This window comes from Streptomyces sp. NPDC031340, from assembly GCF_055569945.1.
On record NZ_JBVIIE010000008.1, the window covers coordinates 189,472 to 210,073 of the forward strand.

Genomic DNA, 20,602 nt, shown 5'->3' on the forward strand with positions numbered 1-20,602 from the left:
ACGGCCACGACTCAGCAGGGGTCGTAGGCGCCGTTGCCGACGAGGTAGTCGTCGAACACCCAGCCGAACCCGTGGACCCAGGTCCAGGTGTTGCCGTAGTCGTTCCGCACGTAGCAGTCGTACTGGATGGGCACGCCGTCGCCGATGGTGCCCACGGTGGTGCAGGCTCCGTAGGGGCCCGTGTGGACCGCGGCGGGAGCGGCGGAGGCCCGTACGGCGCCGGTGCGGCCGTCCTGGACGGAGTGCGACCAGCCGCTGCAGGTGACCGCGGTGGTGCTCGCGGTCGCACTCGCTGTGGTCGCCGTGATGCCGCCCACCGTGAGGGCGGTGGCGAGCACGGTGGCGGCCGCCAGGGCACGGTGTGTACGCATGTCGGATTCCCTCTCGTCAGTGGATCTGGTTCTCACCGCTGGTAGCGGTCCGGGCCGGGCGTACGCGGACGGGCTGCCCGCTGCCGGCCCGGGGTCTCGGGGCGGGCCGTCGAAGGGACCGGTCAGGTGGTCACGGAACCCGTGATGCCGCAGTTGAAGAACTTCTGGGTCGTCACATTGACCTGGCAGACGTTGAAGCGCAGTGTTCCGCCGTCCACGAAGCTCTTGTTGAGGTTGGTCCACCCGGCGGCCTTGCCGTGCGTGTCGTAGACCATGCCGCTCCGGTACTGGCCGGTCGGCCCCTCGTAGGTCCAGGAGATGCCAACGGGAATGTTGTTGGCGTTCTCGTCCTTGAGCCAGAACCACTCTCCGTAGCTCTGGAAGCATCCGTACCCGAGCGGGACGAGGCCGTCCGTGTCGAGGCACACCTTGCCGCGGTCGTTGTCGAAGGTGCTGTCGGCCACGTCGCCGGCCGCCTGCCAGCCGTCCGCCGCCGAAGCGACGGACGGGGTCAGCGCCACCAGCCCCATCGCCAGGGACAGCCCACCGATCAAGGGGCCGACTCGTCTCCGCATGGCGACGGTTCCGGTCGCCGAACGCATCGTGCGCATGCTTCTCCTTGTTGGTCGTCGGTTCGCGGCGGTGCTCTCCGGTGGACCCGGCGTGCGGCGCCGGCGGTGAGGTGACCGGACGGTGCCGGTGCCGCGCCGGGCTGTTCCGGGCGGCGAGCCGCACCGTTCTGGACACCTCGGCAACCATGTACGGCCGACCTTCGGGAAACCTTGCGAGAGACCTTGCGAGAAACCTTGCGCGGCTGGGCACAGTGGTGCCCGCCGGGTCGGTACCGGCGTGAGGGGGGAACACGGAATGCTGGAATTCCGGTTACTGGGCACGCTGGAGGCACGGGCCAAGGGGCGGCCGGTGGCCCTGGGACATGCGCGGCAGCAGGGTGTTCTCGCGGCCCTGCTGGTCGACGCCGGCCGTCCGGTGCCGGCCGACCGGCTGCTCCACCGGGTGTGGGACGACCGCGCGCCCCACCGGGCCCGCGACACGCTGTACGCGTACCTGTCCCGTCTGCGCCGGGGGCTGGAGCCGCACGGCGTCCGTCTGGTCCGCCGGTCCGGCGGCTACGTGATCGACCTCGGCGGGGCCGCGGTGGACCTGCACCGCTTCCGGGACCTGTCGGACCGGGCCCGCCGGGCGGCCGCGGACGAGCAGGCGGAGACGTTGTGGCGGGAGGCTCTGGGGCTGTGGCGGGGCAGCGCGTTCGCCGAAGTGGACGCCCCGTGGTTCAACGCGCAGCGCCAGCTCCTCGACGGCGAGCGGCTGGCCGCCCGACTGGATCTCGTCGACGTCCGATTACGCCTGGGACAGCATGACCGGATGGTGAGCGAGCTGGCGGCCCGGGCCGAGAGGCATCCGCTCGACGAGCGGGTGGTCGGGCAGCTGGTCCTCGCCCTGTGCCGGTGCGGGCGGCAGGCGGAGGCGTTGGAGGAGTACGAGCGCGCCCGGCGGCGACTCGCCGACGAGCTGGGGGTCGACCCCGGCGCGGCGTTGCAACGGCTGTACGGGCGGATCCTGGCCGGGGATCCGGATCTGTCCGGCGGTCCCGGTCCGGCCGCCGTCCTCGTCGCCGCGCGGTCCGCCGACGAGGAAGCGGAACCGGGAGCGGAAGCGGAACCGGAACCGGAACCGGATGACGACCGCGGCGCCGGCGTGCCCCCCGTGACGGGCCGGCAGCTCGTGCCCCGGCTCCTGCCGGCGGACCTCTCCCTGTTCGTCGGCCGCGACGCCGAGGTGGACGAGGCCTGCCGGCTCCTCGGCGCGGACGGCCCGGGCCCGCTCACCCTGCTGGTCACCGGCCCCGCCGGGGTGGGCAAGACGGCCTTCGCCGTACGCACGGGCCACCGGCTCGCCGCCCGCTTCCCGGACGGTCAACTGCACGCGGATCTGCGTGGCTTCGGCGACGATCCGGCCGATCCGTTCATGGTCCTGGGCGCCTTCCTCCGCGCGCTCGGCGTCCGCGGCGGGACGGTGCCCGCGGAACTGACCGGACGCGTCCACCTCTACCGCTCCCTGCTGGCCGGGCGGCAGGTACTGGTCGTCCTGGACAACGCGGCCGGGGCCCAGCAGGTGCGCGACCTGCTGCCGAGCGGCGCGAGGTGCGCCGCCGTCGTCACCAGCCGCACGACGATGGCGGAGCTGGTCTGCCGCCGGCTGCCGCTGGACGTGCTGGACTCCGCGACCGGGCTCACCCTGCTGCGCGAGATGCTGGGCCCGGACCGGACCGACGCGGAGCCCGACTCGGCCCGCTCCATCGTGGAGACCTGCGGTGGTCTTCCGCTCGCGGTGTGGGTGGCCGGCGCGCGACTGGCCGCGCGACCGCACTGGCCCCTGGCTCATGTGGCCCGCGCCCTCGCCGACGAGGAACGCAAGCTCGACGAGCTGGCCGTCGGCCACATCGCGGTGCGGGCCAGCCTCGAACTCACCTACCAGGGGATGGCCGCGCCGACCCGGCACGCGCTGCGGATGCTCGCCCTGCTTCCCGGCCCCGACTTCGCCGCCTGGGCGCTGGCCGCGCTGCTGGACGTGGGCCTGTCCGAGGCGGAGGCCGTTCTCGACGATCTGGTCGAGGTGCACCTGGTGCAGACCGGATCGACCGGCGTCGGCCGAATGCGCTGTCAGTTGCACGATCTGGTGCGGTTGTTCGGCCGGGAACGCTCGGATCACGACGTCCATCACCAGGACCGCAGGGCCGCACTCACCCGGCTGCTCGGGGCCAGCCTCCACCTCGCCGACCTCGCCGCGGACACCCTCAGTGTCGACTTCCAGGGCATCTCCCAGACGGAGCTGGTCTCCTGGCGGCTCTCCCCGGCGGACACCGGTCAGCTGCTCGCCGACCCGCTGGCCTGGTTCACCGACGAGCGCCAGTTCCTCATCGACGTGGCGGAGCAGGCGCTGGACAGGGCGGACGCCGCACCCGCCGCCGGGCTGGCCACCGCCCTCACCACCCTGTTCCAGGTCGGCGGCCACTTCGACGACTGGGAGCGGCTGCAGAACCGGGCGCTCGAGGCGGCGCTGAGCAGCGGCGACCGGCACAGCGCCGCGAAGCTCCACCGCTGCCTCGGCGAACTCACCACCATCCTCGACCGGTATCCGGAGGCGCTGAACCACTTCGAGCAGGCGCTGCTGCTCGCCGAGGGAAAGGGACCGGCCTACCGGGCGGGGGCGACCGCCGGGTTGGCGTACGTGCACCGGCTGCTCGGCCAGTACTCTTCCGCCGTGCTCCACTTCGAGCAGGCCGCCGAGCTGGCCAGGCAGGCGGGCAACGTCAACTGTCTCGTCTACGCCACCAACGGCCTCGGCGTCATCGACCTCGAGCAAGGAAATGTCGAGGCCGCGGTGGAGCGTTTCACGGAGTGCCTGCGGGCCAGCCGGGTCGCGGGCTACCGGCCAGGGGAGGCGCAGGCCCTGCGCTGTCTGGGCCAGAGCCACCGCGCGCTCGGCGCCTACCCGGCGGCCGCCGACGCCTACCGGCAGGCGGTCGCGATCAGTGCGGACCTCGGCGACCGCCTCACCGCCAATCACGCCGCCTGCTGGCTCGGGGACATCCTGGTCCGCCAGGGCGAGCACCGGGAAGGCCGCCGGCTGCTCGCGCAGAGCCTGTGGACGTACCGGGAATTCGGCAACCTCTGGGGCGAGGCGGCCACCCTGTACGCCCTCGCGGAGGCGCAGCTGGCGGCAGGCCGCCCGGCGCTCGCCCGCAGACGCGCCGAAGCCGCCGTCGGGCTCTGGCGGCAGATCGGCTCCCACACCTGGCTCACCGTCGCCCTCGACACCCTGGCCACCGCGCACACCCAGGCCGGCGACCACCGGGCCGCGGCTCGGGCCCGCGACGAGGCCGCGGAGCTGCGGAAGGCCTGACGGCCCACACCGGTCGGCCACCGCGTCGGCTCGGCGTCGCCGGGCCGCGGCGGTTGTCGGGGACGGTGAGCCGCAGGCGGTCGTCGGGGCCGGTGGACCCCACGCGGTCGGGGGCCGGCGGGCCCCACGCGGTCGCCGGGACCGGTGGACCCCACGCGGTCGGGGGCCGGCGGGCCGCGGACGGTTGGGGCTGGTGGGCCGCGGACGGTTGGGGCTGGTGGGCCGCGGACGGTTGCCGGGATCGGTGGTGGGTCAGAAGAGGCTCAGGAGGGCCTCCGCCGGGTCGGTGAGGCCCGTCTCGCCGTCCGGCAGGGGGAGTTCGAACCACACCGTCTTTCCGCGTGGGGTGCGGCGGGATCCCCAGGCGGCGCTGAGGAGACCGACCAGTTGCAGGCCCCGGCCGCCCTCGTCGGTGTCGCGGGCGCGGCGGCGGCGCGGCTGGACCAGGCCCGAGTCCCAGACCTCGCAGACCAGGGTGCGGTCCAGCAGCAGCCGCAGCCTGATCTCGCCCTCGCCGTAGCGCAGCGCGTTCGTCACCAGCTCGCTGACGAGCAGCTCGGTGGTGTCGACGAGCGGTTCCAGGTCCCACGACAGCAGCTGCCCGCGCGCGTACTCGCGGGCCCGGCCCACGCTGCGCGGCTCGCGCGGCAGCGTCCAGTCGCCGACCGACTCCGTGGGCAGGCCCTGGACGCGGGCCATCAGCAGGGCGATGTCGTCCTCGCCGTGGTGGCTGTCGAGGGTGTGCAGGACGTGGTCGCAGACGTCCTCCAACGGCCGGGAGGGGTCGGTGAGGGCCCCGACGAACGCCTGCAGCCCCTCGTCCAGCGGGTGGTCGCGCGATTCGACCAGGCCGTCCGTGTAGAGCGCGAGGAGGGCGCCCTCGGGCAGGTCGACCTCCACCTCCTCGAAGGGCTCACCGCCGACGCCGAGCGGCATGCCCGGCGGCACGTCGAGCATGAGCGCGGCCTCGCCGGGTTCGACCAGTACGGGTGGCAGGTGGCCGGCGTTGGCGAAGGTGCAGCGGCGGGTGACGGAGTCGTAGACCGCGTACACGCAGGTGGCGAGGTAGACCTCGGACAGGTCGGCCTCGCGGGGGCGGCGGGCGGCGCGGGTGGCCTGCTGCACGCCGCCCGGGGCGCCGAGGCCGCGGGCGATCTCGTCCAACGCGCTGAGCACCTCGGCCGGTTCGAGGTCCAGGAGGGCCAGGGTGCGTACCGCGGAGCGGAGTTCACCCATGGCCACCGCGGCCCGCAGACCGCGGCCCATCACGTCGCCGACGACCAACGCCGTACGGTGACCGGGCAGTTCGATGACGTCGAACCAGTCGCCGCCGACCTCGGTGGGCCGGTCGGAGGAGGAGTTGCCGGGCAGGTAGCGACACGCGATGTCCAGGCCCGCGGCCACCGGGTCGCCCGGCGGCAGCAGCGACCGCTGCAGTATCAGCGCCCGTTCGTGCTCGCGCCGGTACAGGCGGGCGTTGTCGATGCAGACGGCGGCCCGCGCGGCCAGTTCGACGGCGAGGTCGCGGTCCCGGTCGCCGAAGGGCTCGCTGCCCTTGGTCCGGGCGAACTGGGCGAGCCCGACGACGGTGTCGTGCGCGACCATCGGCACGGCCAGCGTGGACTGCACGAGCCCGCCCTCCTCGGCCGGGACGAACTTCGTGCGGGCCGTGCGCAGGGCGTCGGCGCAGGGGGAGTTGAAGGGGAAGTGGTGGACCGCGCCGACGGCGACGGGCGCCCCGGTGCCGGCGAACGGCGCGTCGGAGACGGCGCTGGCGAAGGCCACCCGGCGCAGTTGGGCGCTGCCGTCGGCGAGACCGGGCGGGGTCTCGTCGCCCGCCAGCAGCCCCTGGTAGAGGTCGACGGTGGCCAGGTCGCAGAAGCCGGGGACGACGACGTCCAGGAGTTCGCGGGCGGTGGTCTCCAGGTCGAGGGAGTTGCCGATGCGGGCGCCGGCCTCGTTCAGCAGGGCGAGATTGCGCCGCGCGGCGGCGGCCTCGCGGGCGGCGGCGCGCCGGGCGGTGACGTCGATCCCCAGCCAGGCGATGCCGATCGGGCGGCCCGAACCGCTGTGCACGCGGTAGAGGTTGACCGACCAGTGGCGGCGTTCGTCGGAGCCCGGCAGGAAGCCGGTGACGTGCATGTCCGTGATGGAGTCGCCGGTTTCCAGGACGCGGCGCAGGGTGGCGGCGACCCGTTCCGCCTCCGAGCGCGGCAGATAGTCGTGGACGCCCTTGCCCCGGTGCTCGTTGGGGGAGCCGCCGAAGAGGGAGGCGAACCGCTGGTTGGCGCGGCGCACCCGCAGGTCGGTGTCGATCAGCAGGAAACCGAAGGGAGATTGGCCGAAAATCGCCTGCGACGCCGCGAGGTCGGTCTCGATGTTCCGCAGGGTGCGGACGTCGACGACGATGCAGACGGCGGCCCTCTCGCCGTCCTCGGTCTGCGTGGGCATCACGTAGACCTCGGCGAGGCCCTCCCGCGCCCCGGTTCCCCGGACCGACCCGCGCAGCCGGAAGGGGACCACTCCGGTCCACTCCCGCCCGTCGAGGATCTCCGCCATCTTGCGGTGGCCCCGCTCGCGCAGGTCGGAGTCGACGAACGCCTCGATGGGATCCATGCCGACGGCGCGCTCGACCGGGATGCCGAAGATCTGCTCGGCGCGCAGGCTCCACTGGTCGACCAGCCCATCGGGGCCGATGGAGAAGGACGCCACCTTGATGTAGTCGTAGATCGAGCCGGGCGGGCTGCTCTGCCACACGGCGTCGCCGGGGGGCGGCACGTCCCCGAGGCCCATGTCCCGGCTCGCGTAACCGAAGGAGGACAGCCCCGGCCGGCCCGTCGCGCCGCGGGCCGCGGACGCGCCGGCATCGCCCGCGGTCCTCGCCCTCGCGCCGTCCGACGGGTCCTCGGACTCCGTGGCCCTCGCTGGTATCTCGCTCACGCGAACCGTCCCCTCCAGCTCACCGCCTCCGGCACCGGTCACCGACGGCGGCTGCCCGCAGTATCCAGCACTACGGCGCCTTACAACACGGTGTTCACGATCACAGCACGGTCCCGACGGTTTTCGGTCCCGGCTCCGAGAACACTTCAAGTCTTCTAACCAGCCGACACGTCCTCGAATCCCGCCCGGAGACGGCGGTCGCTGATGCGAACCGCCCGGTGGACAGGGCACGGTGGGCCGTACAGGTCCCGGGACGGGTTCCGGCCGGTCGTACACCCGGCGGGCCGTCCCGCGGCGGCGGGAGTCAGCCCGGCACGGCGAGTTCCAACCACACCGTCTTTCCGCTCGCGCCGGGCCGGGTGCCCCAGCGGCGCGAGGTCAGTGCGACCAGCATCAGGCCGCGGCCGTTCTCGTCCTCGGCGTGCGCCTCGCGCTCCAGGGGCAGGTCGGGGAGCGAGTCGGAGACCTCCACCAGCAGGACGTCGTCCGGGGCGGCGGGGCGCACGAGGCGGACGCCGATGGGGCCGGTGGCGTGGCACAGGGAATTGGTCACCAACTCGCTGACCAGCAGGGCGGCGAGGTCGCTGAGGGAGTCGAGACGCCAGGCGCGCAGCCGGCCGCGCACGGCGGCCCGCGCGGCCCGGGCGGCGCCCGGTTCCGCGGCGAAGGTCCACTCGGCGCAGTCGCCCACGGTGTCGAACACACCGATCACTTCCCAGGCCCCCGAACCCTCCCATGCCGTTCCATGGGCCTGCTGGGGAGATACCCGATATCAGGCAATATGTAATCCGCCCGTCGCCGGCTGGCCCCGGTGACCCACCACCGACGGGTCCGGGACGGGTCCCCGCCGACGGGTACGCGCGGCGGGTCCCCGGCGACGAGTACGCGCGGCGGGTCCGCGGGACCGGTCTCCCTTGGGGCGGATCCCCCGCGACGCCCCTTCCGCAACAGGTGCCCGAGGGCGCTCCCCCGCGGCGGTTGTGTGGGGATCTGCCTCCGGCAGGTACGCGGCGGCGGGCCCGACAGGGGGCGCGTCCCCCGCGAGGGGGCCTCCGCAGCGGGTCCGCGGGAGCCGGTCCTTCGGCGCGCCCCGGCAGCGGCCCACGGGGGGCGGGTCCCCGACGGCGGGTTCCCCACCGGGCTCCTGCGGCGGCTAGCCGGTGGTCATTCGGGTGGCCGCTTCGCGGACCGCGGGTACGTCCTGGTCGAGCCAGTGCACGTCCCAGAGTTCGGCGGGGCCGAGCCAGCGCAGTTCGTCGTGGTCCTGGAGGGGTTCGGGGTCACCGGAGCCGGGGCGCAGCCGGGCGGTCCACACCGCGAGGACGTACGGCGGCTTCAGGGGCCATTCGCCGGGGATGCGTTCCACGGGTTCGGCGTCCACGCCGAGTTCCTCGCGCAGTTCGCGCACCAGGGCCGCTTCGGGAGTCTCGCCGGGCTCGACCTTGCCGCCGGGCAGTTCCCAGCGGCCGGCGAGGTCGGGGGGCGCGCTGCGGCGCGCGGCGAGCAGGCGGCCGCCGTCCAGCAGGGCGGCTCCCACCACCACGATCCGTTCCGTCATGCGCGGGAGCCTACGGCAGGCCGGAGGGCGGAGTGCGCGGCGCGTCAGGCGTCGGCGCCGCCCGCGCCGATCCGCTCGACGCAGTAGAGCTGCTTGTGTCCGCGGGCGTCCAGGCTGTCGGCGATCTTCTGCGCCTCGGCGCGGGTGGCGTACCGGCCCACGCGGTAGCGATTGCCGTTGTCGTCCTGACGTATGACGAGCCAGGGAAGAGTGATCGTGCCGTCGTTCATCGCGCCCCACCGCTTCTTCCCGCTCCGGCCCGTGCACCGCCGCTCGACGGCTGGCGCCGGGTCCCGCCCGCTAAGGAAACCGCAATCCGCATATGCCCGAGCCTACGCCTAACCTTTACGCACCGAACACGGCTTTTTACGAAGAGGTACGCAACCGGCCAGGACCAGGGGGGCGCACGATGCCGTGTGCGCCGTCCGGGAAGCGTACTGCCTCCGGTCAGCGGCTTACCGGGCAGCAAGGGGACGACCTGCGAAAACGGCCAATTTGCAGCGGCCCGCCAAGGGGGCGCGCGGGTGACGGGAGCGGGCGCCGCGGGGCGCGGGCGCCGCAGGGGTGTGCGCTATTTCACCGGGAGGTGGTACGCGACCCGGTAGCGATCGGCCGGAACCACCACGTCCGCCGTCTCCACCGCACGGCCCGAGGCGTAGAAGGTGCGCTGGATGACGAGGACGACATGACCGGGGACGCCGCCCAGGGCGTGCAGTTCCTCGGCGAGGCCGGGACGCGCGCCGACCTCCTCGGTGACGTTGTCCACGACGACGTCGATGGCCGCCATGCGCTCGACGACGCCCATGCCGCCGAGCGGGCCCTCCTCGGGGAGCATCACGGGCGTGCGGCCGGTGAGCTCCAGGGGCTCCCAGGAGGTGGAGAGCATCATCGCCTCGCCGCCCTCGCGGAAGACGTACCGCGTGCGCATCACGCGGTCTCCGGGGTCGATGCCGAGCCGCTCGGCGACGGCGGCGCACGCCACGGTCTGCTCGCTGCCGGACTCCCAGGTGCCGTGCGCCTCGCCGGCGGCCTGCTCCTGGCGGAAGGGCGTGGCGCCGCCGTCCGGGCGGAAGCCGGAACGGAAGACGCGCCGGGGCACGGGGCGCTCGCGAACGTACGTCCCCGAGCCGGAGCGGCCCTCGACCAGGCCCTCGGCCATCAGCACCTTGCGGGCCTCCAGGGCGACCGTGTCGGAGACGCCGTACTCCTCGCGGATCCTGGCCTGGGAGGGGAGGCGGGTGTGCGGGGGCAGTGAACCGTCGACGATCTTCTTGCGCAGATCACCCGCGACGCGCAGGTACGCCGGCTGTTCACCGATGGTCACTGGCCGCTCCCGTCAGGTTGTACATACGGCAACAGCCTGGCAACCGAGGGTTGGAGCGTGCAAGCGAAGGCCAGATAATCACTCGATGTGATGACGTGTGGGGCCCGGGGGCTTCACGCAGGCACTTTCTCCCCGCTATGGCCGTTGTCACACCTCCAGTTCGCCGCCGCTTCCCCCGCTGTCGCCGCCGCGGTCCCCTTCCGGGTCGGCGGGCGGGGTGCTGTCCAGCCCGAGCGCCTTGCGGGCGGTGACCGAGTGGTCGGTGGCGGAGCGGGCCGTCGCCCGGTCGTAGTGCTCGTAGAAGGTGTCCGGGTCGGTGGCCCGCGCGGCGCGCGCCCACTCCTTCTGGGCCGCCTCGACATCTTTGAGCACGTCCGCGACCGGCTGCTGCGCGGCCACGGGCCAGGCGCGGCCGCGCAGCAGCCCGGCCTCCTCGGTGAGCGCGGCGGACAGCCGGCCGGCCCACTCCCGGCAGGCGTCGAGGTCGTCGTCGGGGGTGTCGGCGGGCTGGGTGTCCAGGACCTTGTTCTCGACGTTGACGGCGTCGAGGTAGGCGATCTGGTCGTCGTTCAGCCCGGAGCCGTCGTCGCGCAGCGAGCCGGTCAGGCTGCCCCGCTCGTCCGTGTTGCCGAAGACGCAGGTGATCCCGCGGTCGCCGAGGGCCCAGCTCTGCCGGGTCGGTGTCAGGTAGTAGACGTCCACGTCGTCGGGCACGGCCCAGGAGTCCATCACGTAGTCGTACCGCAGCGCGTAGCAGCGGGCGTCGGCGACGTCCGTGACCTTGCCGTCGCCGGGGTAGGAGTCGTAATCCTTCATCATGAAGGCGGCGAACACCTCGCCGTCGTGTTTCCCGGCGCACGGCACCTCGTCGACGTCGTAGGCCTCGCCCTCCAGGGAACCGCCGGGCGCGTCGAAGCAGTCGCCCGTACGGAGGGAGTAGGCGCTGCCGTTGTTTCGGGCGGCGTCCTTGAAGCCTTCCCAGACGTCGGCCGGGACACCGCCGGCGATCGCCAGCACCCACAGGGCGATCCCGAGCCCGGAGAGCACCGAGCCGGTGACCGCCAGCGCCTTGCCGCGCTCACCCCGCCGGCGGATCTGCGACAGCGCGATCAGCCCGAGCAGCAGACCCGCGCCCGGCACACAGCACAGCAGGCCGAGCACGAGGGAGCCGACGGCGACACCGTTCACGGGCGCCGGCCGGCGGTAGGGGCTGTAGCCCTGCGCCCACGGCTGGTACGGGGGTTGCCCGTACGAGTTCGGCGGCCCCTGCGGACCCTGCTGGTACGCCGGTCCCTGCGGATGCGCCGGTCCCTGCGGGTACGCCGGCCCCTGGGGGGACGGCTGATGAGGCGGCTGCCAGGGGTCTTGCGGCTGTTGGGGGCCGGGGGACGGGGGTATGGACACCGGTACCGTGCTCCTGGGTCGGGCGGCGGCTGCGCAGGACCGGCGACGGGCCGGCGGCTGAACTGAGGTACGACTGCGCATCGTAGGCCAGGCGGGAAGCGGCGCCGGAACCAGCGGGGAGAAACCCTCCGGGGGTCTCGCGCGCGGATCTCCCAGATCTCGCGGATCTCCCAGATCTCGCGGATCTCCCGGATCTCCCGGATCTCGCTCAGGGTCCGGTGTCGGCCGGCGGCTCCCACGGCGGCTCGTGGCCGTCCCCGGCCGACGTCTGCTCGGCCCAGATGCACTTCCCGGTCGCCGTGTAGCGCGTGCCCCACCGCTGACAGAGCGCCGCGACCAGTTGCAGACCGCGTCCGCCCTCGTCCGTCACGGAGGCGCGACGGATACGGGGTGTCGTCAGGCTCCCGTCGGAGACCTCGCAGACCAGACCGCCCGGCCGGGTGTGGAGCAGCCTGAGCCGGGCCGGGCCCCGCGCGTGCCTGACCACGTTCCCGACGAGCTCGCTCACGACGAGTTCGCTCGTCATCACCAGGTCGTCGAGCCCCCAGTGCGGAAGCTGGTCCCGGACGTGTTCCCGCGCCTGTCCCGCCGCCCGCGGGTCGTCGGGCAACTGCCAGGCGGCCATCTCGTCGTCGGGCAGGGTGTGGAGACGGGCGAGGAGGAGGACCGCGTCGTCGGGGGCAGTGGGCTGCTTGTCGGGCAGCAGCTTCGAGGTGACGAGGTCGCAGAGCCGCTCCAGGTCATCACGGCCGGCCGTCCGCAGCAGTGTGGCGAGGTCGGCCATGCCCTGGCCGATCTCTCGGCCCGCGGACTCCACCAGACCGTCGGTGTACAGCGCGAGCAGAGTGCCGTCCCGGACCTTCAACTCGCTGGCTCGGAAGGGCGGTCGCGCCACGCCGAGCGGCGGGTCGGGGGACAGCTCGGGGAAGTGGACGCGGCCGTCCGGCTCGACCACGGCCGGCGGGGGGTGACCGGCCAGCGTCAGGGTGCAGACGCCGGTGGTGGAGTCGTGGACCGCGTAGAGGCAGGTGGCGTACGCGTCCCCGCCGAGGCCGCCCACGATCTGGTTGAGGCGGCCCATCAGCTCGTCGGGGGGAAGCTCCAGGTCGGCCAGGGTGTGCACGGCGGTCCGCAGCCGGCCCATGGTGGCCGCCTCGGACAGGCCGTGCCCCATGACGTCTCCGGCCACCAGCGCGACGCGGCCCGCGGACAGCGGGATCACGTCGTACCAGTCGCCGCCCACGTCCTGCGTGGCGGGCAGGAAACGCGCCGCGACCGTGCACTCCGGCAGTCGGGGGAGCTCCCTGGGGAGCAGAGCGCGTTGCAGTTCCTGGGAACGGGTGTGCTCGGCGTCGTAGAGCCGGGCACGTTCGAGGGCGTGCGCGACCAGGGCGCTGATGGTGGTCAGGAGGGTCTGCTCGTCGTGGTCGAGGCGGCGCGGCTCGTCGAAGGAGACCACGCAGGCGGAGAACGTATGTCCGGAGACAGTCAGCGGCACGAAGGCCCACGCCTGTTTGTGCCCCAGACTCGGCAGTTGGGCCCTGGAAGGGTAGCGCCTGATGAACTCCTCGGCCGACGGTATGAACAGCGGGGCACCGGTCAGCAGGGTGTCCTTGACCGGGTCGTCCGAATCGACCCGGAGGCCGTTGAGCGTGTCGAGCATCAGCGCCGGGTAGCCGACGGCTCCGACGACGTGCAACCGGCTGCCCACGACGGTGGTCACAGCCAGCCCGCTCGCGCCGAGCGGCGGGAGCACCCGCTGGGCGACCGCGTTCACGACATCCCTCGACGTCATCGCCCTCGCGAGCGCGGCGGTCAGCTCGGCGATCCATGCGGAACGCTCGGCGGCGGCGCGCCGGGCGGCGGCGCGTTCCGCCTCGCGCCGCCGCTTCTCGGTGACGTCCGTGAGGTAGACGGTGAGTCCGGAGGGCCCCGGGACGAGCCGCAGGCGGTGGCACTGGTCGGGGCTCAGCCACACGTCGAAGCTCACGGGCGCTGCGGCCGCGGCGGCGGCCTTCCGGCAGCGGGGCTCCAGGTCGGGGACGCCCCGCACGGCGGGCAGCTCCCACAGCAGGCGCCCCAGAAGTTCCTGCTCGGGGGCGTCGAAGATGCGCTCGGCCTCCAGGTTGACGAAGACGATCCGCCCCGTGTCGTCCAGCAGGACGAAGCCGTCGCTCATCATGCGGAGTGCCCGGGCGAGGGCGTCCCGGGCGCTGCGGGACTCACTGCTGTCCCAGACCACGCCCACCATCCGCACGGGCTCGCCGTTCTCGTCGCACACCACCGAACCCCGGGCCTGGTTCCAGCCGTAGCTGCCGTCGGGCCGCCGCATCCGGTACTCGGCCTCGTACACGGTGCAGTCGCGGATCGCCCGCTCGGCGGCCGCCATCGCCGACGGCAGGTCGTCGGGGTGGGCGGCCCTCATCCAGTTCTCCATGCGGGGCTCGTAGTCGGCCGGGAGGGCGCCGTAGATGGCGACGGCGGCGTCGGCCCACTCCAGGTGGCCGGTGCGCAGGTCCCAGTCCCAGGTGCCGATCGGGACGCCCCGCAGCGCCTGCCGGAGCCGGTCGCCCGCCAGCACCTCCTGGGCCGGCTGGACGGACGGCGGCGCCTGGCGCATGCGCTGCTCGGTCCACGCGGCCACGGCCCGCAGGTACTCCCACTCCCGCGCGGTCGGCTCTCCCCGGTCCCCGGTGAGCAGCGTGATCGCGCCGACCGCGCGATCACCGCTGAAGAACGGGACGGAGGCGAGGCCGGTACCGGGCCAGGGGCCCGCCGGCATCCCGGCGGTGTCGTCGGATCGCGCGGTGTCGTCGGATCGCGCCGGAACCCAGGTGCGACGGCCCTCGCGCACGGCCCCCGCCGGAACGGTGGGCCCGTCCTCCATGACGATGTCCCAGCGTTCGGCCGACGCCGGTGGCAGGCCGGCCGAGCACACGAGGCGCAACGCGGAGGCCGGCCCGCGCATGTGTACGGCGCCCGCCACCGCCTGCAGCTCCGCCGCCGCGTGGTGCAGCCCCAGACGGAAGACCTGGCTCTCGGCGATGCCGGGCTCGGCCGCCGCCAGGAGGGCCAGCCGCGTGTGCGCGGACCCCTGCACGTCCATACCTCCGAGACTAGCCGCGCGACGCCCCGGCTTCATGGCCCCGGTGATGCGGGCGGGTCCGGAGACGGGCCACCGGTCAGATGAGTCCCCTGCGGATGGCGTACGACACCGCCTGCACGCGGTTGCGCAGCCCGAAGCGGCACTGGAGGGCGGACAGGATGTTCTTGATCGTGCGCTCGGAGTAGTTCAGCTCGACGGCGATCTCCGACAGGGTGAACCCTTCGGAGAGCAGCCGCAGCACGTCGAGCTCCCGGCTGCTGAGCCCGGAGGCGGTCAGGCCCCGGGGTCCCAGCACCTCGCGCTGGACCCGTTCCAGCTGGTCCAGCAGCCTGCCCTGGACGTCCGGCGGCAGGCACGCCCGCCCTTCCGCCACCTCACTCACCGCCCGGACCAGCGCCGGGGCGTCCACCTCCGCGCGCCACAGCACCGCCCTTATCCGGTGTTCCGCGACGACCGCCAGGTCGGTGTGCCAGCCGCCGCTCACCACCAGCACGAAGCGGCTGCCGGCCGGTGCGGGCAGGCCGCGCAGCACCTCCAGCGCCGGGGAGTCGACCGCCGTGACCGCCACCACCACGGCCTCGGCCTCCTCCATGGCCGTCAGGACGACCCGGGGGCTCTCCTGCAACCACGTCAGCAGGCCGATCCTGGTGAGCGGTTGCGCGGCGTGCAGGGCCACACGGACTGGTTTCACTTTCTTCCCCTCAGCAGCCCGGCGGACGGCACGACCGCACCCCGTTCTCCCCGGGGGCCGAGCGGTGTGGTGCGGTCGGCGTCCGGTGACCGCCGTCGCCCGTGGGGCCGGAGCGGTGCCGGCGCCGCGGGCGGGCTCCGGCCCGCCGGTGACATGGTCGTTGTGGAGGTGCGGCCCCGTGCTGCGCGGCATCAGTACCGCCGGCCGGGCCGCCGTCGCGACGACCGGGCCGACGCGCCGCGGCGGGGCGGCCGTTACCGCTCGCCGCCGGCCGGGTGGCCGTGGTCGCCGAGCCCTGTCGGCATGGTGTCGTCGAAGAACACGCCGGGCACCCCCTCAGCCGCGGACTCACCCCGAGGGGTACTGGTCGGGCTGAGGATACCTCCGCCATATGTCATGACAACAGCATGCGCCTGAACAGTGGTCCACCACTCGCCGACGGGGTGCCGGTCCGGGGGACGGCGCGCTCCCCGCCTTCCGGGACGGCGTCCGGAATCCCGTGCTCCATACGGCCGGACGGGCTGCCGTAGGCTGAGCGCCGCGACCCGGACGGAGCACCGGGCGGTGATCGCGCCAGGCGTTCCGGGGCCGTTGTGCCGTACCACCGTTCGCCTGCCGGACGGCACCGCCGCGGCCACGGACAAAACCGGGACCGGAAGAGGGCCGCAGTCGGCCGGACACGCGGAGAGCGCTTCCCGAGGAGGGTGGATGAAGACGGTGCGCGCGGCGGTACACGCGGAGGAGCCGCTCGCCGAGACCGCCCTGAAGGCCTGCCTGGTCCGGAGTCCGCAGATCACCCTGACGGCCGTCGAGCAGGCCGAGGCCGTGGTGGTCGCGGTTTGCCGGGTGGACGCCTCGGCACTGGAACTGCTCAGCGGTCTGCCCGCGCCGGCGCGGGCCCGCTTCGTGCTGGTCGCGGACGGCGGCTGGTACTCCGAGCCGGCCGCTGTCGTGAGGCATCGGGTGCGGGCGGTGCTGTGGCGTGCCGAGGTCGACGCGGCGACGCTGGTACGGGCCGTGCGCGCCGCGGCGTCGGGGCAGGCGTACCTGCCCGCGACCGTCCAGGGCCGACTGCTGGACCAGCTGGAACACGTCCAGCGGGAGGTGCTCGGGCCGAGGGGCCTGACCGCCTCCGGGCTCAGCCACCGGGATCTGGAGGTGCTGCGCCTGGCGGCGGCCGGAATGACGGTGACCGAGATCGCCGCCGAGCTGAACTACTCCGAGCGCACCATCAAGAACGTCCTCACCTCCGTCCAGCTCCGCCTCGGCATGCGCAACCGCGTGCACACGGTCGCCCACGCCATACGCGCGGGGCTGATCTGACGCCGGCTCAACACCCTCGACGCTGCGGCGGCTCACCCCCCTCCGCATCACGGCGGCTCACCCCGCCGCAGCACGGCGGCTAACCCCGCCGCGGCGGACGCCCCGGCGGGAACGGCCGTCGCCAGGTCCGGGCGGGGCGACCGGGCTTCCCGCCCGCCCTCGCGAACAGTCGCGGTGTACGAAAAGGCAACTTCTCAGAGACAGACAGCTCAGAAGTTGCTCAACTGAGAGCGCTCCCAGCCGCATTGGGCCCTAATCTACGTCTCGATCTCGCCAAGCGACTCATCAACCCAGGAGCAGACCCATGGCAGGTGGCGGACAGCAGTCGAGTGCGCAGTCGACCCGGAACGGTATCCACGCTCTGGAATCCGCTCTCAGTGGCATCACGAGGTGCCGGCAGGACGTGGACAGCACCCGGGGCAACCTGGCGCGGGGCTACCAGGGCAGCGACGGAGCGCAGTTCGGGCAGCTGCTGGAGCTCTGGGACCAGCAGTGCGGCGTCATCCAGAAGAACCTTCGGGACATGATCGACAAGCTCGGTGTGAGCCTCCAGGAGCACACCAAGACGCAGGCCGCGTCGCAGGACGCGGTCCAGCAGGCGTCCCACGCGTCCCAGGCGGCCTTCCAGGCGCTGTCCGGCGCCTGATCCCGTTCTCCTCATCCCACACCCCGATCACGAGACGAGAGCGTGATGTCCGAAAACCTGACAGACGGTTACATCCACGTCGACTACGCGTACGTGCAGAACGCCGCCGACGACATGGTCCAGCAGACCAAGGCCATCGCCACCACCCTGGCGTCGCTGGAGGCGGAGCTCGGTGAGCTCAAGAAGACGTGGTACGGCACGGACGCCGACGTCTACCGCGAGAAGCAGGCCGCCTGGGACCGCGCGGTCGCCACGATGGAGCAGTTGCTCACTTCGCACGCCTCCCTGCTGAACGACATCCACGGCAGCTACAAGTACAGCGAGAACTCGCTGTCCCAGATGTGGTCCGAGGTCGGTATCGGCCGCTAGTCCACCCCCGGGCGCGAGCCCTCCCCCCGTCCGCTCGCGCCGCCGCCCGCCGTCCGTCCCTGAAGGGGCCGGACGGCGGGCGAGTATCCAGGAGACAGACAGTGACCGATCTGACGCATCTCGACAGTGGGCAGCTCAAGAGGTTCCTCGAGGAGGACGTGGCCGCGTTCATCAAGGCGCTGAAGGAGATCCGCGAGGACCTGCCGGGCGGTGAGAGCACCTCCATCCGGGCGCTCCGCAGTCTGGTGGAGGGACGTACCAGCCCTGCGACGCTGAACCAGAACCCGGTTCTCGCCATCGGCACCATGGGCGCCGACGACCTGGTCCACGGCAAGAGCCTGGTCACGCAGGTGACCGGCATGGCCAAGTCCGTCGAGGACGTGTTCCAGGCGCAGCAGACCCTCTTCAAGGATCTCGAGCGCAATCTGCGGGCGACTCTGGACACACTGCTGAAGAACCAGGGCGCCAGTCTCACCGCCATCGACGGCGAGAAGCTTCTCGACCTGTTCGCCGACGTGGACGGCGACCTCGCTTCCGGGGCCGGATCGAGCGGTTCCTCCACCAAGTCCTGATCTTTCCCTCCCACCCACGGAGTGCCCCGCTGTGGCCGACGACACCACCACCGACGACGACTACTGGGCCAGGGCCGTCACCCTGTTCACCGGATTCGCCATGCCCAGCCGCGGCGAGCTTTTCGAAAAGCTCAAGAGCAAGGAGGGTGTCCCTCTCTTCAGGCACGGAGTGGAGACCCTGCCGGCGCGGGCGGTGGAGGAGTCCGACATCGGGCGCAACGTGCGCGGGGGCGAGGACTACGACCTTGTCTTCTACACCTCCTCGGGCGGCGACGGCGCTCACAGCGGCGTCAAGATGCACCGGGTCCGGATCGTGCTGATCGGTGTGGTAGCCGACGCCAACGGCCGTGCGACGTTGTTCGAGGAGAACGGCGACAAGGCGAGCGACCAGTGGAACGGCGACAACACGTTCACCGGCATAGGGGGTGAACAGTGGGACGCCTCCGCCATGGCCAGGTACATCTTCGGAGGCAGGCAGGCGATCGGAGCGCTCTTCAACAAGTACACCACGCAGGACTTCTCCTACGACGGCCAGCGGGTGCCGGACAGCAACGCCGTCGACCTGGGGTCGTTCGAGCGCACGGCGCAGGCGTTCGACCGGGCGAAGAAGTTCTTCGTCGACCAGGCCGATGTGCTGGACCAGTGGGAGAAGGCCCTGGGCTCGGAACAGTCCGCCTGGCGCGGTAAGGCCGCCGGGGTCTTCCGTGGTCTGATCAGACAGCTGCACAGGAACTACACCAGCTATGCCGATCAGCTCGGCGGCAAGGACTACACCGCCGCGAACCTCACCCTCAACAGCTACTGGTCCACCTCCACCGTGGGTGACGCGTTGGCCAGGGCCCAGTTCGATCTGCGGGACCAGGCCCGCTCGTTGCAGCAGGCGTGGGCCGAATGGGCCGCGACGGGCCGGCACGATCCGCACAAGGTCGTCGTGGAGTTGCTGGACGAACTCAGCCAGTGGCTGATCACGAACAACATCACCCAGATACTCACCCGCCGCCGGCACGTCAGCGGGCAGTCCGGCGGATACGACGTGGACACGCTCAGCACGACTGCGGCCTTCAGGCAGAACCACCCCACGTACGGGGACCTCACCAAGCCCGATGCCTGGAAGCGGCTCGGCGAGACGGCGGTCAGGAAGTGGCGGGAGGCACAGGACTCCTACGTCGAAGAGGCCGCCCGCGGCGCGTTGTCGACCCTGAACAACCGGTGGATCGACGTCTCGAAGGCCGTCGGGGCGCCGCTGCGGACCGTGGGGACCAGCACCCTCACCGAGATGTACCAGAAGGACGAGGCGCAGCTCAGCAAGGAGGAGGCGGAGAAGCAGAAGAAGGAGGCGGAGAAGCAGGGCGACGCGCTGAACAAGGCCATGGAGGGGCTGAACCAGTTCGGCCAGAACATGAACAAGGGCCTGGGCGACTTCACCGGGGACCTGAACAAGGGGCTGGAGAACTTCGGCAAGGACATGTCGAAGGGCATGGAAAACTTCGGCAAGGACGTCACCGAAGGTCTGAACGAGACCGCCAAGGGGATCGGTGAGAACGTCAGCGGCCTGAACGACAACCTGAAGGACTTCGGCAACGGGCTGACCGACAACCTGCGCGACCTCAACGGCGCGGGCGGCACCGACCAGGGCACCTCTCCCTTCGCGCCCTCCACCCTGCCGGTCACCTCGCCGCTCAACGACCTCCCCTCCGACGGGTCTCTCTTCGACCCGGGCGACGGCACGACGGACGGGAAGTCCGCCGACAGCATCATCAACCCGGACGGCAGCACCACGAAGCTGAACCCGGACGGCTCGCTGACCACCACCTACCCCGACGGCACCGTCTCGGTGCTCAATCCGTCCACCGGGACCCTGACCACGACCTCACCGGACGGCAAGAGCACCACCACCCCGGTCGACCGGGGCAAGCCGGTCACCAACCCCGACGGCAGCACCACCACGCTGAACCCGGACGGCTCCCTGACCACCAAGTACCCGGACGGCACCGTACAGACCATCAAGCCGGACGGCACCGTCACCACCACCAAACCCGACGGGACCGTCGACACCACCCAACTGAACTCCGCACCGGACACGATCACCGGGCCGGACGGCTCCACCACGAAGCTGAATTCGGACGGCACGCTGACGCGGACCTTCCCGGACGGCTCCAAGGAGATCGTCGACCCGTCCAAGGGCACCGTCACCACCACCGCACCGGACGGCACGACCCACACCGATCCGCTCGGCTCCGACACACCCGTCACCAACCCCGACGGCAGCACCACGGTGCTGAACCCGGACGGCTCCCTGACCACCAAGTACCCGGACGGCACCGTACAGACCATCAAGCCGGACGGCACCGTCACCACCACCAAACCCGACGGC

16 protein-coding genes are annotated in these 20,602 nt (G+C 72.3%); 6 read left to right on the forward strand and 10 right to left on the reverse strand.

Translation table 11 applies throughout. The features are described from left to right. Positions 1–11 precede the first annotated feature (11 nt). Positions 12–371 (reverse strand): hypothetical protein, encoded by a 360-nt coding sequence (locus ACZ5GT_RS08445; RefSeq protein ID WP_469016933.1) that lies wholly within the window; start codon positions 369–371, stop codon positions 12–14. A 122-nt stretch (positions 372–493) separates the two neighbouring features. Further along, positions 494–982 (reverse strand): hypothetical protein, encoded by a 489-nt coding sequence (locus ACZ5GT_RS08450; RefSeq protein ID WP_469016936.1) that lies wholly within the window; start codon positions 980–982, stop codon positions 494–496. Between the two features lie 256 nt (positions 983–1,238). Here ACZ5GT_RS08450 and ACZ5GT_RS08455 point away from each other — a divergent pair, with 256 nt between their 5' ends. Then, positions 1,239–4,295 (forward strand): AfsR/SARP family transcriptional regulator, encoded by a 3,057-nt coding sequence (locus ACZ5GT_RS08455; RefSeq protein WP_469016939.1) that lies wholly within the window; start codon positions 1,239–1,241, stop codon positions 4,293–4,295. 252 nt (positions 4,296–4,547) lie between these two features. On the opposite strand, the gene ACZ5GT_RS08460 is transcribed toward ACZ5GT_RS08455, so the two are convergent. From ACZ5GT_RS08460 to ACZ5GT_RS08495, 8 genes are all read right to left on the reverse strand, one after another. Continuing rightward, positions 4,548–7,235 (reverse strand): SpoIIE family protein phosphatase, encoded by a 2,688-nt coding sequence (locus ACZ5GT_RS08460; RefSeq protein WP_469016946.1) that lies wholly within the window; start codon positions 7,233–7,235, stop codon positions 4,548–4,550. A gap of 304 nt (positions 7,236–7,539) precedes the next feature. Further along, positions 7,540–7,947, reverse strand: coding sequence for an ATP-binding protein (locus tag ACZ5GT_RS08465; protein WP_469016953.1), 408 nt, complete (start codon positions 7,945–7,947; stop codon positions 7,540–7,542). 441 nt (positions 7,948–8,388) lie between these two features. Next, positions 8,389–8,793, reverse strand: coding sequence for a (deoxy)nucleoside triphosphate pyrophosphohydrolase (locus ACZ5GT_RS08470; RefSeq protein WP_469016956.1), 405 nt, complete (start codon positions 8,791–8,793; stop codon positions 8,389–8,391). Positions 8,794–8,837: 44 nt separating this feature from the next. Beyond that, positions 8,838–9,023 (reverse strand): SPOR domain-containing protein, encoded by a 186-nt coding sequence (locus tag ACZ5GT_RS08475; RefSeq protein WP_469016959.1) that lies wholly within the window; start codon positions 9,021–9,023, stop codon positions 8,838–8,840. 341 nt (positions 9,024–9,364) lie between these two features. Then, a complete protein-coding gene (locus ACZ5GT_RS08480) occupies positions 9,365–10,117 on the reverse strand; it encodes a GntR family transcriptional regulator (RefSeq protein WP_469016962.1) in 753 nt (250 codons plus the stop codon). Between the two features lie 147 nt (positions 10,118–10,264). Continuing rightward, complete coding sequence (locus ACZ5GT_RS08485; RefSeq protein ID WP_469016965.1) at positions 10,265–11,521, reverse strand: DUF4190 domain-containing protein; 1,257 nt, start codon at positions 11,519–11,521, stop codon at positions 10,265–10,267. Between the two features lie 208 nt (positions 11,522–11,729). Then, positions 11,730–14,627 carry a SpoIIE family protein phosphatase gene (locus ACZ5GT_RS08490; RefSeq protein WP_469016968.1) on the reverse strand — a complete coding sequence of 966 codons (2,898 nt, stop codon included), beginning with the start codon at positions 14,625–14,627 and terminating at the stop codon, positions 11,730–11,732. 76 nt (positions 14,628–14,703) lie between these two features. After that, positions 14,704–15,318: a helix-turn-helix transcriptional regulator gene (locus tag ACZ5GT_RS08495; protein WP_469016971.1), complete on the reverse strand. Its 615-nt coding sequence runs from the start codon at positions 15,316–15,318 to the stop codon at positions 14,704–14,706. Positions 15,319–16,026: 708 nt separating this feature from the next. Here ACZ5GT_RS08495 and ACZ5GT_RS08500 point away from each other — a divergent pair. From ACZ5GT_RS08500 to ACZ5GT_RS08520, 5 genes are all read left to right on the forward strand, one after another. After that, positions 16,027–16,641, forward strand: a complete 615-nt coding sequence (locus tag ACZ5GT_RS08500) for a response regulator transcription factor (RefSeq protein ID WP_469016974.1) — start codon at positions 16,027–16,029, stop codon at positions 16,639–16,641. 403 nt (positions 16,642–17,044) lie between these two features. Further along, entirely contained in the window at positions 17,045–17,287 is a 243-nt protein-coding gene (locus ACZ5GT_RS08505; RefSeq protein WP_469016977.1) for a hypothetical protein, read from the forward strand. A 45-nt stretch (positions 17,288–17,332) separates the two neighbouring features. Next, positions 17,333–17,656: a WXG100 family type VII secretion target gene (locus ACZ5GT_RS08510; RefSeq protein WP_469016980.1), complete on the forward strand. Its 324-nt coding sequence runs from the start codon at positions 17,333–17,335 to the stop codon at positions 17,654–17,656. 101 nt (positions 17,657–17,757) lie between these two features. Then, the gene (locus tag ACZ5GT_RS08515) at positions 17,758–18,228 is read left to right on the forward strand and encodes a type VII secretion system-associated protein (protein WP_469016983.1); all 471 of its coding nucleotides are present in this window, start codon (positions 17,758–17,760) and stop codon (positions 18,226–18,228) included. 31 nt (positions 18,229–18,259) lie between these two features. Then, the coding region (locus ACZ5GT_RS08520) for an AAWKG family protein (protein WP_469016987.1) at positions 18,260–20,602 on the forward strand (2,343 nt) is incomplete at its 3' end.